The following is a 13,874-nucleotide window of genomic DNA, read 5'->3' on the forward strand; positions in this document are numbered from 1 at the left end:
AACGCGGACAAATGTGGGAGGGGCGGTGCGACGGTTCGACTTGCCCCCGATGAGGCCAGACAGGTCACCCGAGATGCTGGATCAAACCCTGATAACAAGTCGCCAAATGATAAGGCGTGGTAGAAGGCATATCCCGCCGACTCACCTCACCCTGAGCATCCAGGCATTCATGCCAGCCTTTCTCATGCAGAAAATGCTGTTGCAGCGCCAGCAACTGGCGCTGCAACACGGCTTCGCTGCCCGGTCGCAAGGTCAGGGCCCGCAAGTATTCGGCCTGGGCCCAGATGCGCTGAGTGCCATCGCGTACGGTGCCGTCCAGGGCCAGCATGCCGCTGACCGCGCCAGTTAACTTATCCACACCCTGTTGCTCGGCGTAGGCAAATGCGCGCGTCAGCGAGGCATGCAGCGGGGTGCCGCGCAGGACGGGCGATGATTCGAGCAAAAAGAACCATTCGAACTGGTGCCCCGGCTCAAACCAGTTATCCACCGCGCCCAGCGGTTTTTCCATCATCACGCCGTGTTGGCGGTCGATAAAACGCTTCTGCAGGGCGGTGGCCAAGTCCAGCAGGGCGTCTTGGGTGATCGCGTCTTCACGCACGGCCAGCGTGGCGAGGAAGCCTTCGGCCAAGTGCATCAACGGGTTCTGCAGGGGCCCCGACTTGAGCGATGACCAGTTGCGTTCCAACACCGCTTCGTACAGGCCGTCGCCGGTGGCGAAACGCTGGGCGACCACTGCCAGGGCGGCGTTGAGTACCGATTCCACCAGCGGCTCACGCACCTTGGCCCAGTAATGCGCGCAGGCAAAGATAATGAAGGCGTGGGTGTAGAGGTCTTTGCGCTTGTCCAGCGGCTGCCCGGCCGGGTCGATGCTGTAGAACCAGCCGCCGTGCTCGGCGTCGTGGAAATGCCGCTGCAGGGAGCGGAACAGCGCGGCCGCGCGCTCCTCGGCGAACGCCGCACCCGGCTCGCCGATCAGGCTGGCGAACAGGTACAGCTGCCGGGCACAGGCCATGGCGCGGTAGCGATGTGGGGGCAGCGGTTGGTGATCGGCGTCCAGCGCCTCGTAGGGCAGCGCCAACTCGGCATTCCAGCCCGGGCCTTGCCAGAGCGGCACGATCAGGTCATGGAAGTGGGTGAGCACAGAATTCAAGGCGGGTGGGAAAGCGCTGGGCATTGGCTGGCGTCGTCACGGCAGGGGTGTAGGCGCGCATGGTAGCAGGCTTGGGTTCGGTGGTGTCTGTGTGAGCGCTTTCGCGAGCAAGCCCGCTCCCACATTTGACCGAGTTCCAACTTTGGAACGCAGTCCAGTGTGGGAGGGGGCTTGCCCCCGATGAGGCCCTCAACAGCCCCGCAAATCACCCCGCCAGCAACCAAACCCCAGTCGCCGCCGAAGCCGCCCCGGCAATCCGCACCAACGGCGCCGCCGCGGCCGGCAGCAAGCGCACCACGGCATACCCGGCGGCGTGCAACACCGCGGTCGCCCCGACAAACCCGGCGGCATACGCCCAAGGGCTGGACATGTCCGGCAGCTCCAAACCATGGGCCACACCGTGGAACAGCGCAAACAGCGCCGTGGCACCTACCGCCATGAATAGCGGCGGGCGCACCGCCAAGGCGACCGCCAGGCCCAGGGCCAATACCGACGCGGCAATCCCGCTTTCCAGCAGTGGCAACTCCAGGCCTTCAAAACCCAGCACGCCGCCAATCAGCATGGTGCCCACGAAGGTGCAGGGCAGCGCCCAACGCGCGGCGCCCTTTTGTTGGGCGGCCCACAAGCCCACTGCCACCATGGCCAGCAAGTGGTCGAGCCCGCCCAAGGGGTGGCTGATGCCGGCAAGCAGGCCGTTGTCACCGTGGCCCGGGTGAGCAAAGGCCAGGGCAGGTGTGAGCAGCAGGGCGGCGGCTGCGAAGAGTTTTTTGAGGCTCATGGACAGGTTCCTTGGGGTTGATCAGGCAGCGGTCAGCAGACCCTGACGTTCGATAAAGGCGACGATGTCGTCCAGGCCGACACCGGTTTTCTGGTTGCTGAACACAAAGGGTTTGCCGTTGCGCATACGTTGGGTGTCGCTGTTCATCAGCTCCAGCGAGGCACCGACCAGGGGCGCGAGGTCGATCTTGTTGATCACCAGCAGGTCGGATTTGCAAATACCGGGCCCGCCCTTGCGTGGCAGCTTGTCGCCGGCGGACACATCGATCACGTAGATGGTCAGGTCCGACAGCTCCGGGCTGAAGGTGGCCGAGAGGTTGTCGCCGCCGGACTCCACCAGGATCAGGTCGAGGCCGGGGAAGCGACGGTTGAGTTGGTCAACCGCTTCCAGGTTGATCGAAGCGTCTTCGCGGATCGCCGTGTGCGGGCAGCCGCCGGTTTCCACGCCGATGATGCGCTCGGGTGCCAGGGCCTGGTTGCGCACCAGGAAGTCGGCGTCTTCGCGGGTGTAGATGTCGTTGGTGACCACTGCCAGGTTGTAGCGATCACGCAGCGCGAGGCACAGGGCCAGGGTCAGCGCGGTTTTGCCGGAGCCCACCGGGCCGCCGATGCCGACGCGCAGGGGTTGTGTGTTCATTTTGCTTCTCCTAGGAACGGAACAGGCGGCTGTACTGGCGCTCATGGGCCATGCACGCCAGGGACAGGCCAAAGGCGGCGCTGCCGAAATGGTTGGGGTCGATACGGGCGGCGTCCTGCTGGGCCTGTTGCAGCAGCGGCAGCAATTGGCTGGTCAGGCGTTGTGCGGCTTGCTGGCCCAGGGGCAGGGTTTTCATCAGCACGGCCAATTGGTTTTCCAGCCAGCTCCAGAGCCACGCGGCGAGGGCGTCGTCGGGGCTGATCGCCCAGGCCCGTGCTGCCAGCGCCCAGCCGAGGGCCAAGTGCGGTTCGGGGCAGCGTTCAAGGAATTGCCGGGCGGCGCTGTCCAGTTCGGGCAAGCCGTTGAGCAACTGTTGCAGGGAATAGCCCATCTGCCGGCTCTCCTGGTACAGCTCGCGCGTCTCGCGGCTGGCGCGGTGCTCTTCACACAATTGCTCAAGGCGCGGCCAGTCCTGCTCGGCAGCGGCGCGGCAGTGGGCGAGCAGCAGCGGCGCTTCAAAGCGCGCCAGGTTGAGCAGCAACTGGTCGCTGATCCAGCGCCCAGCACTGGCGGCATCGTTCACGCGGCCGTTTTCCACGGCCATTTCCAGCCCTTGGGAATAGCTGTAGCCGCCAATCGGCAATTGCGGACTGGCCAGACGCAGCAGCGCCCAGGCTGGGTTCATAAACGCACGCCGAACTGGTGCAGTTTGGGCGCGTAGTTGAAATCTTCATCGCCATGCCGCGAATGATGATGCCCACCACCGTAGGCACCATGTTCCGGCTGGAAGGGCGCCTCAAGCGTCTCGACATGCGCGCCCAACTGCTCAAGCATGGCCTTGAGCACGTAGTCATCGAGCAAGCGCAGCCAGCCATCCCCGACTTGCAAGGCCACATGGCGATTGCCGAGGTGATAGGCCGCGCGAGTCAGTTCGAAGGCGCTGCTGCAGGTGACGTGCAACAGTTGTTCAGGCCGCGCGCAAACGCGTACGACGCGTCCGTCTTCGGCCTGTAGGCATTCGCCATCGTGCAGCGGTGGCTGGCCGCGCTCCAGGAACAGGCCGACGTCTTCGCCGTCGGCACTGAAACAGCGCAGGCGACTTTTGCTGCGTGCTTCGAAGTTCAGCAGCAGCTCGGCGGCCCAGAGGGCCTGGGGGGCGATTCGGCGGTGGATCACCAGCATCAGAAATCTTCCAGCTATGAGCGATGAAAGACATAGAGCAAGGGGCTTGCCAACCCGCATGCAGGGTAAGAATTGCCTGTAGGCAGGCGCGTCAATGCCACTAAACAGGGCGTAGGACGTGTATTGGGGTGCCTCAAGATGGTGCGAGGCTGAGGTGGGCGCACCCGTGATGGGCGTTTTAGGACTTTTCCTACCTGAGCGTAAGCGTCGACGTTAAACCCGCTGAACGCCGCTTCAGTAGCCTGTGTGGCCTGTTTAATTCACGGCGGCATTCCTCATGTTCAAGTCATTGTGTTGTTGGGTCATTTTCAGTCCAGTGTTTACCATCGTCTCTGCCTCGGCCAACTGGCAACCACGCTTGACCTTCGAAGTTACGCAGCCGCCCGTCATTGATAAGGTGATCGGACGCGCCCACGCGTTGCTCGGTACGCCTTATAAAGGCGGCGGCACCACGGTTGAGCAAGGGTTTGATTGCAGCAGCTTGCTGGTCTATCTGTTCAAGACCGAGGCGAATATCCGGTTGCCGCGTACCACGTCGCAGATGCACCGCTCAGCCGCCACGACCATCCCGCGCGAGGCGCTCAAGCCGGGCGATGCGGTGTTTTTCAAGGGCAATGGGCGCGGTCAGGTCAGCCATGTCGGGCTTTATATCGGTAATGGTCAGTTCATTCATTCGCCCAGCACCGGCAAGCGCGTGCGAATCGACTCGTTGAGCAAAGCTTATTGGGACAAGAACTACACCTCCGCCAAGCGTTTTCATACGGCGGGCTGACAGGCTTACTCGGTGCTGCCGAGCCCTTGCCAATGCTTGAGGCCGATAAAGATAAAGCGCAATTGCTGGGTGATTTTCGCCTGGGGCGTCAGGTGCGCAGGCAAGGCCTGGGCAGGCGGGTCGATGATGTCGGGGAGGGTGGCGAACACGCTCTTGACGATCAGGTCGGCCATCACGTGCAAGCCTTGGGCATCCAGGTGCTGAAGCTTGGGCATCAGCGTCAGGTCGGCGGCCAGGTCGCGCGTGATGTCTTCGCGCAAGGCGCCGATGGCCTGGCGCACTGCCAGGCAGCCGCCGTATTGCTCGCGGGCCAGGAACAGGAACTGCGAACGGTTGGCCGACACCACATCGAGAAAGATCCGCACCGAGGCGTCGATGATGCCGCCCATCACGAACTCGTTGTGGCGCACCAGGCGGATCGTGGCGCGAAAGGTCTGGCCTACTTCGCTGACCAATACGAGCCCAAGCTGGTCCATGTCGTCAAAATGCCGATAGAAACCGGTGGGCACGATGCCGGCGGTCTTGGCCACTTCGCGCAGGCTCAGGCTGCCGAACCCACGGCCACACTCCATCAGATGGCGGGCTGCGTCCATCAAGGCGAGGCGGGTCTGTTGCTTCTGTTCGGCGCGGGGCAGCATTGGCGGGCGGGCTTTGTCGACAAGTACAGCGATGCACTCTAGCAAAACAGCTTCGTCGGCGTCGAACTTGGCGGGGAGGGTAGGTGACGCGGTTTATACAAAAGCAAAAGCCCGATCGACAGATCGGGCTTTTTTCTGGGCCACCACAGGCTTAGCTCTGTGCTTGATGCAGTTCTTGCAGACGGTCGGCACCGCCTTCAGCAACGCCTTCGGTGTAAGCGCGTTTGTTGGCGTTGTCGGAACCGCCTTCAACCAGACCTTTCTGTTCCAGGCGATCACGGCCACCTTCGGCAACACCTTCAGTGTAGGCGCGTTTGTTGGCGTTTTCGGCGCCACCTTCAACCAGGCCTTTCTCTTCCAGGCGGCTGCGGCCGTTTTCAGCAACAGCGCCTTTGGCGTAGTCGCGGTTTTCGTCTTCTTGCGAACCGCTGCGAGCCAGGGTCTGGCTGGATTCAACGGCTTGGGCTTTGTTTTGCGGGATTGCTTGTTCGGCGGCTGGCAGGGCAAAGGCGCTGGAAGCCAGGATGGATAACAGGGCGGTAGCGAGTAATTGGCGTTTCATGATGGGTTGCTCCTTGGGAGGGCGATAAAGTGGGTACAGGGCTAATGCTACTCTCGATAAGTCGATATAAAAGTTCATAAACACAATGGTAATAATCAACAGAATTGATTGTTCGTCGGAGAGGCTCTAGGACGGGCCTCTCAAGCACGCGGTTTTGCACCATGGTGGGTATTTTCGACCCGTCTGTGGGTAACACCGGTGCATTGTTGAAGGTTTAGGTCGCGCGAGCTGTAGGAGAAGTCGCTTTTTTTGCGACGAATGCGCACTCCGGCTAAACCCCCAGACCATTTGTCAGTCGTAGCTCTATAAGCTGTAGTCAAAAGGTGCGCGGCAGCGTGCACCCTCAGTCGTAATCAGGAGTCCTGTGCAATGACGCGCACTCGTAAAATCGTCGTTTGGAGCTGCGCCAGCTTCGTTCTGCTCATCGCTGTGGTGGTGCTGGTTCTGGTGTTCTTTGACTGGAACCGCATCAAGCCGCCGCTCAATGCCAAGGTCTCCGAAGAATTGCATCGCCCGTTTGCCATCAACGGCAACCTGGCCGTGGTGTGGGCGCGTGAGCCCGACGAAGGTGGCTGGCGCGCCTGGGTGCCGTGGCCGCATGTGATTGCTGAAGACCTGACCCTGGGCAACCCGGACTGGTCGAAAAAACCGCAGATGGTCACGCTGAAGAAGGTTGAGCTGCGCATTTCGCCACTGGCGCTGTTGGTACAGCGTGTGGTGGTCCCGCGTATCGACCTCACCGAACCGAGCGCCGAGTTGCAGCGCCTGGCCGATGGCCGCGCCAACTGGACGTTCAAGTTCGACCCCAAAGACCCCAACGCAGAACCTTCCAACTGGGTGGTGGACATCGGCGCCATCGGCTTCGACAAGGGCCATGTCACCCTCGACGACCAAACCCTCAAGACCCAGCTGGACGTGATCATCGACCCGCTGGGCAAGCCCATCCCGTTCGGCGAAATCGTTGGCGATGCGGATGCCAAGAAGGCCCTGGAAAAAGGCTCCGCCCCACAGGACTACGCGTTTGGTCTCAAGGTCAAAGGCCAGTACCACGGCCAGAAGCTCGACGGCAGCGGCAAGATCGGCGGCCTGCTGGCGCTGCAGGACGCGGCCAAGCCGTTCCCGCTGCAAGCCCAGGTCAAGATTGCCGACACCAGCATTGCCCTGGCCGGCACGCTGACCGACCCGCTGAACCTCGGCGCCCTGGACCTGCGCCTGAAGCTCGCGGGCAGCAGCCTGGGCAACCTGTACCCGCTGACCGGCGTGACCCTGCCGGACTCGCCAGCCTATTCCACCGACGGTCACCTGATCGCCAAACTGCATGAAGCCAGCGGTGCCTCATTCACCTACGAGAACTTCAACGGCAAGATCGGCAACAGCGACATCCATGGCAACCTGGGCTACGTCGCCAGCCAGCCCCGGCCCAAGCTCAGCGGTGCGCTGGTGTCCAACCAATTGCTGATGACCGACCTCGCGCCGCTGATCGGCGCCGATTCCAACGCCAAGCAAAAGGCGCGTGGCGGCGAGAGCAAACAACCCGCGACCAAAGTGCTGCCGGTGGAGGAGTTCCGCACCGAACGCTGGCGCGACATGGATGCCGATGTGGAATTCACCGGCAAACGCATCGTGCACAGTGCCGACCTGCCCTTTACCGACCTCTACACCCACCTGGTCCTCAATAACGGCGAGCTGAGCCTGGAACCCCTGCGCTTCGGCGTGGCCGGCGGCAAGCTCGATGCGCAGATCCGCCTCAACGGCCGCACCACGCCGATGGAAGGCCGCGCCAAGCTCACCGCGCGCAACTTCAAGCTCAAGCAGTTGTTCCCAACCTTTGAACCGATGAAAACCAGCTTCGGTGAACTCAACGGCGATGCCGATATTTCCGGGCGCGGCAACTCGGTGGCAGCGCTGCTGGGCACGTCCAACGGCGACCTGAAAATGCTCATCAACGATGGCGCCATCAGCCGCAGCCTGATGGAAATTGCCGGGCTCAACGTGGGTAACTACGTGGTCGGGCGCCTGTTCGGCGACAAGGAAGTGAAGATCAACTGCGCGGCGGCAGATTTCGGCATCAAGACCGGGCTGGCGACGACGCGGCTGTTTGTGTTCGATACCGAGAACGCGATCATCTACATCGATGGCACGGCGAATATGGCCACAGAGCAGTTGGACCTGACGATCACGCCGGAATCCAAGGGCTTCCGCCTGTTCTCCCTGCGTTCGCCGTTGTACGTCAACGGGCCGTTTATCAAGCCGAATGCCGGTGTGAAAGCCATCCCCCTGGCCCTGCGTGGTGCTGGCATGGTGGCCTTGGGGGTGATTGCCGGCCCAGCGGCAGGCTTGCTGGCACTGGTTGCACCGAGCGGCGGCGAGCCGAACGAGTGCGCGCCATTGCTGCAGCAGATGAAGGAAGGCAAGGCGCCCAAGACGGTGAAAGGCTGACTGACAACCTGCAGGCCGCAGGCTGCAGTTGCAAATGTGGGAGGGGGCTTGCCCCCGATAGCGGTGTATCAGTCAACTCATTCAGTGACTGACCAACCGCCATCGGGAGCAAGCCCCCTCCCACATTGGTTTTGCAGCGTTACGGGTTACAGGCCTTGCAGAATATCCGCCATGTCATCGGCGTGTTCTTCTTCCTGGGCCAGGATGTCTTCGAAGATCCGGCGTGTGGTCGGGTCTTTATCGCCGATGTACTGGATGATTTCGCGGTAGCTGTCCACCGCAATGCGCTCGGCTACCAGGTCTTCGTAGACCATTTCCTTGAGGCTGTTGCCAGCGACGTATTGGGCATGGGAGTTCTTCGACAGCAGGTCGGGGTTGAACTCCGGCTCGCCGCCCAGTTGCACGATACGCTCGGCCAATTTGTCGGCGTGCTCGGCTTCCTGGGTGGCGTGTTCGAGGAATTCATCGGCGGCAATACTGGCTTTCAGGCCGCTGGCCATGAAGTAGTGGCGCTTGTAGCGCAACACACAGACCAGTTCGGTGGCCAGCGACGCGTTGAGCAGGCGAATGATTTCTTCGCGGTCGGCGTCGTAACCTTCGGTCACAGCGCCGTTTTCGACGTTTTGGCGGGCGCGGCTGCGCAGGGTCGCAACGTCAGTCAGGTGTGCTTCAGTCATCTCAATCTCCTGGTACTAATCCGGTTTTGCGCCACGCTCTGCCGGCGTGATCGCTCCAAGTTGTGAGTCCCAGGCAACGCAAAAAGTTTTATCGGATTTCACACCGCTTGGCCGGACAGCTGCGCTTCCTCCCGCACCCACTGGAAAAACGCGCGAACCGGCGGGTGGCGCTCACGGCCCGGTACGCACAGCGCGCTGTAGCCGGCGCCGTCCACGCTGATTTGCGGCCGATAAGGCACCAGCAACCCGGTGGCAACGCTTTCCGACACCAGGATATTGCTCGCCAGCACCAGCCCCTGGCCGGCAATGGCTGCTTGCAGCGCGTAGTGCTCTTCATCGTATTCGCGCAATTGCGCAGTGTGGGCCAGCCACGACTCCCCGGCTTTTTCGCACCAGGCTTGCCAACCCAAGGCGTATAGCTCGGAGTTGTGCCAGCGCACGCTGATCAGGGTGGGCACCCGGGTCGCGGCCAGGGCGACCTGTGCGGGCGAGCCGTACACCGCAAAACCCTCATCGAACAGACACTGGCCATAAAGGTTGGGGTAGTCGCCGAGGCTGTAGCGGATCGCCAGGTCGACGCTGGCGTCCTGCTGCAAGTCGATCACTTCGCACTGGGTATCCAGGCGCAAGTTGATGTCCGGGTGGGCGGTATAAAACCGCCCCAGACGCGGCACCAGCCACAGCGCGGCAAACGCCGGCGTAGTGGACACCGTGAGGTGCCCGGCGCTGCGTTGCGGGCGCAAGGTGTCGAGGCTTTGCGCCACATCGAGCAGGGCGCCATGCACGCTGTGAAACAAGCGCTCGCCAGCGTCCGTCAGGCGCACCTGGCGTGGCAGCCGCTCGAACAGCGGCACCCCCAGCCAGGTTTCCAGGCTGCGAATCTGATGGGACACCGCCGTCGGCGTTACCGACAGCTCCAGGGCGGCGGCCTTGAAGCTCAACAGGCGCGATGCCGACTCAAAGGTGCGCAGGGCGGTCAGGGGCAGCGAGGCGAACATGTGGGCTCCATGGATGAAACTAATTCATCTTGATCAACTATTGCTCATTTGTCGGGGAGGGCGCTCGTGCCTAGATTTGCGGGCATGAGCGGCGACCATCCTGGTCGTCCGAGTTTAGTCCGTGAAGGTTGTGACAGATGAAAAAAATGTTAGTGATTCATTCAAGTCCCCGTGGCGAGCGTTCCCACTCCCGGCGCCTCGCCGAGTCGTTTATCGAGGCCTGGCAAGCCGCTAATCCGGACGCTCAATTGACCCGACGCGAAGTCGGTCGCGCCGCGATTCCCCATGTCAGTGAAGCCTTCGTGGCGGCCAATTTCTACCCCGAGCCGCAGTCGCTGCCCAAGGTGATGAAGGCCGACCTGCAATTAAGCGACGAACTGGTCGGTGAGTTGATCGAGCATGAGCTGCTGGTCATTTCCATGCCGCTCTACAACTTCGGCGTGCCCAGCGGGCTCAAGGCCTGGATCGATCAGATCGTGCGTATGGGCCTGACGTTCGATGTCACCCAAGACAGCCAGGGCATTGCGCAGTATCACCGTCTGCTGACGGGCAAGCGCGCCCTGATCATTACCAGTCGCGGCGGCAACGGCTTTGGCCCGGGCGGCGAAAACGAGGCGATGAACCACGCCGATCCGCACCTGCGTACGATTCTGGGCTTTATTGGCATCGACGATATCCAGGTGATCGCCGCAGAAGGTGAGGAGTCGGACAAAAGCGTGTTCCAGCGTGCCTGCGAAGAGGCCGAACGCCAGCTGCATGAGCTGGCAGGGCAGTTCTAAAAACGCCAGGGCGTCATGGGGCGGTCATGTCGATTGGTCTAGGATAGTTTCATCAACGCCCCGACCAGGATACTTGCGCCATGCCCGACCCCCTCGCTACGCGTTACCCCCTGGTGCTGGTGCCTGGCATGCTCGGGTTTGTGCGCCTGGGGTGGTTCCCGTATTGGTACGGCATCGTCCCGGCGTTGCGGGCTGGTGGCGCGCAGGTGTTTCCCGTTCAGGTGGCACCGCTGGATTCCAGCGAGGTACGTGGCGAACAGTTGCTGGCGCAGATCGAGCAGCTGCGCCGCGAAACCGGTGCCGACAAGGTCAACCTGATCGGCCACAGCCAAGGTGCGTTGACCGCGCGCTATGCAGCGGCCAAGCGCCCGGAGTGGGTCGCTTCAGTGACCTCGGTGGCCGGCCCCAACCAGGGTTCGGAGCTGGCGGACCATATCCACGCGCATTACCCCATCGATGGCTTCATGGGGCGGATCATGAGCGCGTTGTTTCACCTGGTGGCCTGGGTCATGAGCCTGCTGGAAACCGGCTATCGCGGCCCGCGTTTCAAGGCGAACCTGCACGCCTCACATCTATCGCTGACCAGCGAGGGCGTGGCGCTGTTCAATCGCCAATACCCCCAAGGCTTGCCCGAGACCTGGGGCGGGCAGGGCGTGGAGGAGGTCAATGGCGTGCGCTATTACTCATGGTCCGGCACCTTGCAGCCGGGCAAGACCGATCGCGGGCGCAATGTGCTGGACGGTACGAACCGCAGCTGCCGATTGTTCGCTCGCAGTTTTGTCCGCGAGAAGGGCCAATGCGACGGCATGGTCGGGCGCTACAGCTCGCACTTGGGCACGGTGATCGGCGATGACTACGCCCTGGACCACTTCGATATCGTCAACCAGTCCATGGGCCTGGTGGGCAAGGGCGCGGAGCCGATCCGGCTGTTTGTCGAGCATGCGCAGCGCTTGAAGGCGGCCGGCGTCTAGCGCACCGGCGTGGTCCAGCGCTCCGACAGAATGACCCCGCCCAAGGTCAGCAGGCCACCCACCAAGTGGTACAGCGCCAACTCTTCCTTGAGCACTAGCGCTGCAATCAGCGCGGTAATCAACGGCAGCAGGTTGAAAAACAGCGTGGTACGGCTCGGGCCCAGGGTTTTCACCGAATGCATCCACGCCAGCGGCGCGAGCATCGAGGCCAGCAGGCATGCGTACAACACCAGCGGGATATTCGCCCAGCCAAGGCCCGCTTTGACCGAAAACACAAACAGCGGAAACAGCACCACCACCGCCACCAGCACCTGCAAATACAGGAGCACCAGCGGCGGCAGGCGCAGTTGCCATTTTTTCAGCAGGGTGCTGTAGACCGCATAGGCCAGGGTGGCGACCAGCATCATGGCGTCGCCCACATTGACCCCGTGCTGCAGCAGTGCGCCGAGGCTGCCGGATGACACCACGACCACCACGCCGGCGAACGACAGCACGGCGCCGGCCAGCGCGCCAAAGGTGAGGCGCTGGCCGAGGCTGATGATCGCTGCCGTCAGCGCCATCAAGGGCATCAGCGAGAGGATGATGCCCATGTTGGTGGCGCTGGTCAGCGAGGCGGCGTAATACGCCAGGCTCTGGTAAACGGCCATGCCCAGCACGCCGAGGATGACGATTTTGCCCAGGTTCGGGCGGATCTGCGCCCAGTGGGCGATCACCGGTTTGAGCATGAACGGGGTGAACAGCAAGGCCGCCAGCAACCAGCGGTAAAAGCCGATTTCTGCAGGGAAAATCGAACCCACGGCCAATTTGTTGACCACGGTGTTGCCGGCCCAGATAAAGATGGCCAGCAGGGGATACGCGTATTGCATCGAAAGAAACCAGGTGTATTGATGAGGCCGGATTATCCCCTGTCTGGATCGAAGCCTATACTGCGATCCAGACAAGCGACCTTTGTATCCAGACAACATGGCCAGACACACCGTACGCCTCCCGGATTTCCCCCGCCTGCCCAGCCCGGCGTATTTCCGCTATTCGGATTTTGCCCCGGACACCGAGTGCACGCCGCACCAGCACTTCTGGGGCTCGCTGGACTACTCGGCCAGCGGCGTGATGCGCATGGAAGTGGCCGGCAGCCGTTTCATGTCGCCGCCGCAATACGCGGTGTGGGTGCCGCCGCACACCGAGCACAGTTCGTACAATGCACACGCTATCGTCTATCACTCCGTGGGCCTGGCGCCCGAGCTATGCGAGCAACTGCCGCAGCAGCCGTGCACCCTGGCGATCAGCAATATCCTCAAGGCCATCCTGCGCGACTTTGCCCTGCGCGATGTGAATATCCCGCAAAGCGACGCCGACCGGCGCCTGGCCGAGGTCGTGGTGGACCAGCTCAAGCAGGCGCGGATTCACGATTGCTTCCTGCCCTACGCCCGCCATCCCGGGCTGCTCGGGGTGCTTGAAGGCATGCAGGCCGACCCCGCCGACAACCGCCCCCTGGCGCACTGGGCCGAGCACGTGCATGTGAGCGAACGCACCCTGGCGCGGCAGTTTGTGCGGGAATTGGGCATGAGCTTCGGCGAATGGCGCCAGCGCCTGCGCTACCTGGCCGCCATCGAGGCGCTGGACAGCGAGCGCAGCGTGCAGCACGTGGCCTTCGACCTCGGCTACAGCAGCGCCTCGGCCTTTATTGCCATGTTCCAGCGCCATGCCGGCTGCACGCCGGAGCAGTACCGCCGGGCAAATATTCGTGGCCGGTGAAGATGTAACAGGCTTTGACTACACTGCTCGATAGGCCGTGCCGCCCGGCACGGTAACCGGGAGAAAACTCCATGAAGATGCTGCGTATTCCGCTGTTGATGATGGGCCTGCTGCTGTGTTCCCAGGGGTTTGCCGCCACCGCCCAGCAAAATAAAATGACCACCTGCAACGCCGAGGCCACCACCAAAACCCTCAAAGGCGACGAGCGCAAAGCGTTCATGAAAACCTGCCTGTCAGCCCCGGCGGCCAACGATGCCAAGCCCCTCACCCCGCAGCAGCAGAAGATGAAGGATTGCAATGCGTCGGCGAAAACCCAGGCGCTGACCGGTGATGCGCGTAAAACCTTTATGAGCACTTGCCTCAAAGGTAACTGATCACGCGAATCTCCGGTGGGAGCGGGCTTGCTCGCGAAAGCGGTGGGTCATTCAACACATCAGTGACTGAACGACCGCTTTCGCGAGCAAGCCCGCTCCCACACTGACGGTGTTCGCAATTCAGACCACTCGCTTGATTCCTTCAAGGCTGGCAGACTGCCCATCC

Annotated in this window: 16 protein-coding genes; 6 read left to right on the forward strand and 10 right to left on the reverse strand. The window is 62.3% G+C overall.

Annotated features, from left to right (window positions below):
* Positions 1–64: 64 nt before the first annotated feature.
* The 5 genes from GIW02_RS02885 to ureE form a co-directional block, all read right to left on the reverse strand.
* A complete protein-coding gene (locus tag GIW02_RS02885) occupies positions 65–1,174 on the reverse strand; it encodes an AGE family epimerase/isomerase (RefSeq protein ID WP_236410508.1) in 1,110 nt (369 codons plus the stop codon).
* A gap of 181 nt (positions 1,175–1,355) precedes the next feature.
* Positions 1,356–1,928 (reverse strand): HupE/UreJ family protein, encoded by a 573-nt coding sequence (locus GIW02_RS02890; RefSeq protein ID WP_236410509.1) that lies wholly within the window; start codon positions 1,926–1,928, stop codon positions 1,356–1,358.
* Between the two features lie 21 nt (positions 1,929–1,949).
* Positions 1,950–2,564: an urease accessory protein UreG gene (gene ureG, locus GIW02_RS02895; RefSeq protein ID WP_003188109.1), complete on the reverse strand. Its 615-nt coding sequence runs from the start codon at positions 2,562–2,564 to the stop codon at positions 1,950–1,952.
* A gap of 10 nt (positions 2,565–2,574) precedes the next feature.
* Positions 2,575–3,249 (reverse strand): urease accessory protein UreF, encoded by a 675-nt coding sequence (locus tag GIW02_RS02900; RefSeq protein ID WP_236410510.1) that lies wholly within the window; start codon positions 3,247–3,249, stop codon positions 2,575–2,577.
* Positions 3,246–3,746, reverse strand: coding sequence for an urease accessory protein UreE (gene ureE / locus GIW02_RS02905; RefSeq protein ID WP_236410511.1), 501 nt, complete (start codon positions 3,744–3,746; stop codon positions 3,246–3,248). Before ureE ends, GIW02_RS02900 begins: the two co-directional genes overlap by 4 nt.
* A 277-nt stretch (positions 3,747–4,023) precedes the next feature.
* Here ureE and GIW02_RS02910 point away from each other — a divergent pair, with 277 nt between their 5' ends.
* Positions 4,024–4,518: a C40 family peptidase gene (locus GIW02_RS02910; protein ID WP_236410512.1), complete on the forward strand. Its 495-nt coding sequence runs from the start codon at positions 4,024–4,026 to the stop codon at positions 4,516–4,518.
* A 5-nt stretch (positions 4,519–4,523) separates the two neighbouring features.
* Here the strand turns inward: GIW02_RS02910 and GIW02_RS02915 are convergent, their stop codons facing one another.
* Both GIW02_RS02915 and GIW02_RS02920 read right to left on the reverse strand, forming a co-directional pair.
* Positions 4,524–5,156, reverse strand: coding sequence for a TetR family transcriptional regulator (locus tag GIW02_RS02915; RefSeq protein ID WP_236410513.1), 633 nt, complete (start codon positions 5,154–5,156; stop codon positions 4,524–4,526).
* 151 nt (positions 5,157–5,307) lie between these two features.
* Complete coding sequence (locus tag GIW02_RS02920) at positions 5,308–5,718, reverse strand: hypothetical protein (RefSeq protein ID WP_236410514.1); 411 nt, start codon at positions 5,716–5,718, stop codon at positions 5,308–5,310.
* A gap of 369 nt (positions 5,719–6,087) precedes the next feature.
* Here GIW02_RS02920 and GIW02_RS02925 point away from each other — a divergent pair, with 369 nt between their 5' ends.
* Positions 6,088–8,157: an AsmA family protein gene (locus tag GIW02_RS02925; RefSeq protein ID WP_236410515.1), complete on the forward strand. Its 2,070-nt coding sequence runs from the start codon at positions 6,088–6,090 to the stop codon at positions 8,155–8,157.
* A gap of 146 nt (positions 8,158–8,303) precedes the next feature.
* Here GIW02_RS02925 and GIW02_RS02930 read toward each other — a convergent pair whose 3' ends face one another.
* Both GIW02_RS02930 and GIW02_RS02935 read right to left on the reverse strand, forming a co-directional pair.
* Positions 8,304–8,834, reverse strand: a complete 531-nt coding sequence (locus GIW02_RS02930) for a ferritin-like domain-containing protein (protein ID WP_236410516.1) — start codon at positions 8,832–8,834, stop codon at positions 8,304–8,306.
* A gap of 98 nt (positions 8,835–8,932) precedes the next feature.
* Entirely contained in the window at positions 8,933–9,832 is a 900-nt protein-coding gene (locus GIW02_RS02935) for a LysR substrate-binding domain-containing protein (protein ID WP_236410517.1), read from the reverse strand.
* Between the two features lie 137 nt (positions 9,833–9,969).
* Between GIW02_RS02935 and GIW02_RS02940 the strand changes: the two genes are divergently transcribed.
* Positions 9,970–10,611: an NAD(P)H-dependent oxidoreductase gene (locus GIW02_RS02940; RefSeq protein ID WP_236410518.1), complete on the forward strand. Its 642-nt coding sequence runs from the start codon at positions 9,970–9,972 to the stop codon at positions 10,609–10,611.
* Between the two features lie 80 nt (positions 10,612–10,691).
* Positions 10,692–11,582, forward strand: a complete 891-nt coding sequence (locus GIW02_RS02945; protein ID WP_236410519.1) for an esterase/lipase family protein — start codon at positions 10,692–10,694, stop codon at positions 11,580–11,582.
* On the opposite strand, the gene GIW02_RS02950 is transcribed toward GIW02_RS02945, so the two are convergent.
* Positions 11,579–12,448: a DMT family transporter gene (locus tag GIW02_RS02950; protein WP_236410520.1), complete on the reverse strand. Its 870-nt coding sequence runs from the start codon at positions 12,446–12,448 to the stop codon at positions 11,579–11,581. The two genes, GIW02_RS02945 and GIW02_RS02950, sit on opposite strands and share 4 nt — an antisense overlap.
* Before the next feature lie 97 nt (positions 12,449–12,545).
* On the opposite strand from GIW02_RS02950, the gene GIW02_RS02955 reads away from it, so the two are divergent.
* Together GIW02_RS02955 and GIW02_RS02960 are read left to right on the forward strand one after the other, a co-directional pair.
* Positions 12,546–13,334 (forward strand): AraC family transcriptional regulator, encoded by a 789-nt coding sequence (locus GIW02_RS02955; protein WP_236410521.1) that lies wholly within the window; start codon positions 12,546–12,548, stop codon positions 13,332–13,334.
* 71 nt (positions 13,335–13,405) lie between these two features.
* Positions 13,406–13,708 (forward strand): PsiF family protein, encoded by a 303-nt coding sequence (locus GIW02_RS02960; RefSeq protein WP_236410522.1) that lies wholly within the window; start codon positions 13,406–13,408, stop codon positions 13,706–13,708.
* Positions 13,709–13,874: the final 166 nt, after the last annotated feature.

The sequence above is a fragment of the Pseudomonas syringae genome, assembly GCF_021606685.1.
GTDB lineage: Bacteria > Pseudomonadota > Gammaproteobacteria > Pseudomonadales > Pseudomonadaceae > Aquipseudomonas > Aquipseudomonas syringae_R.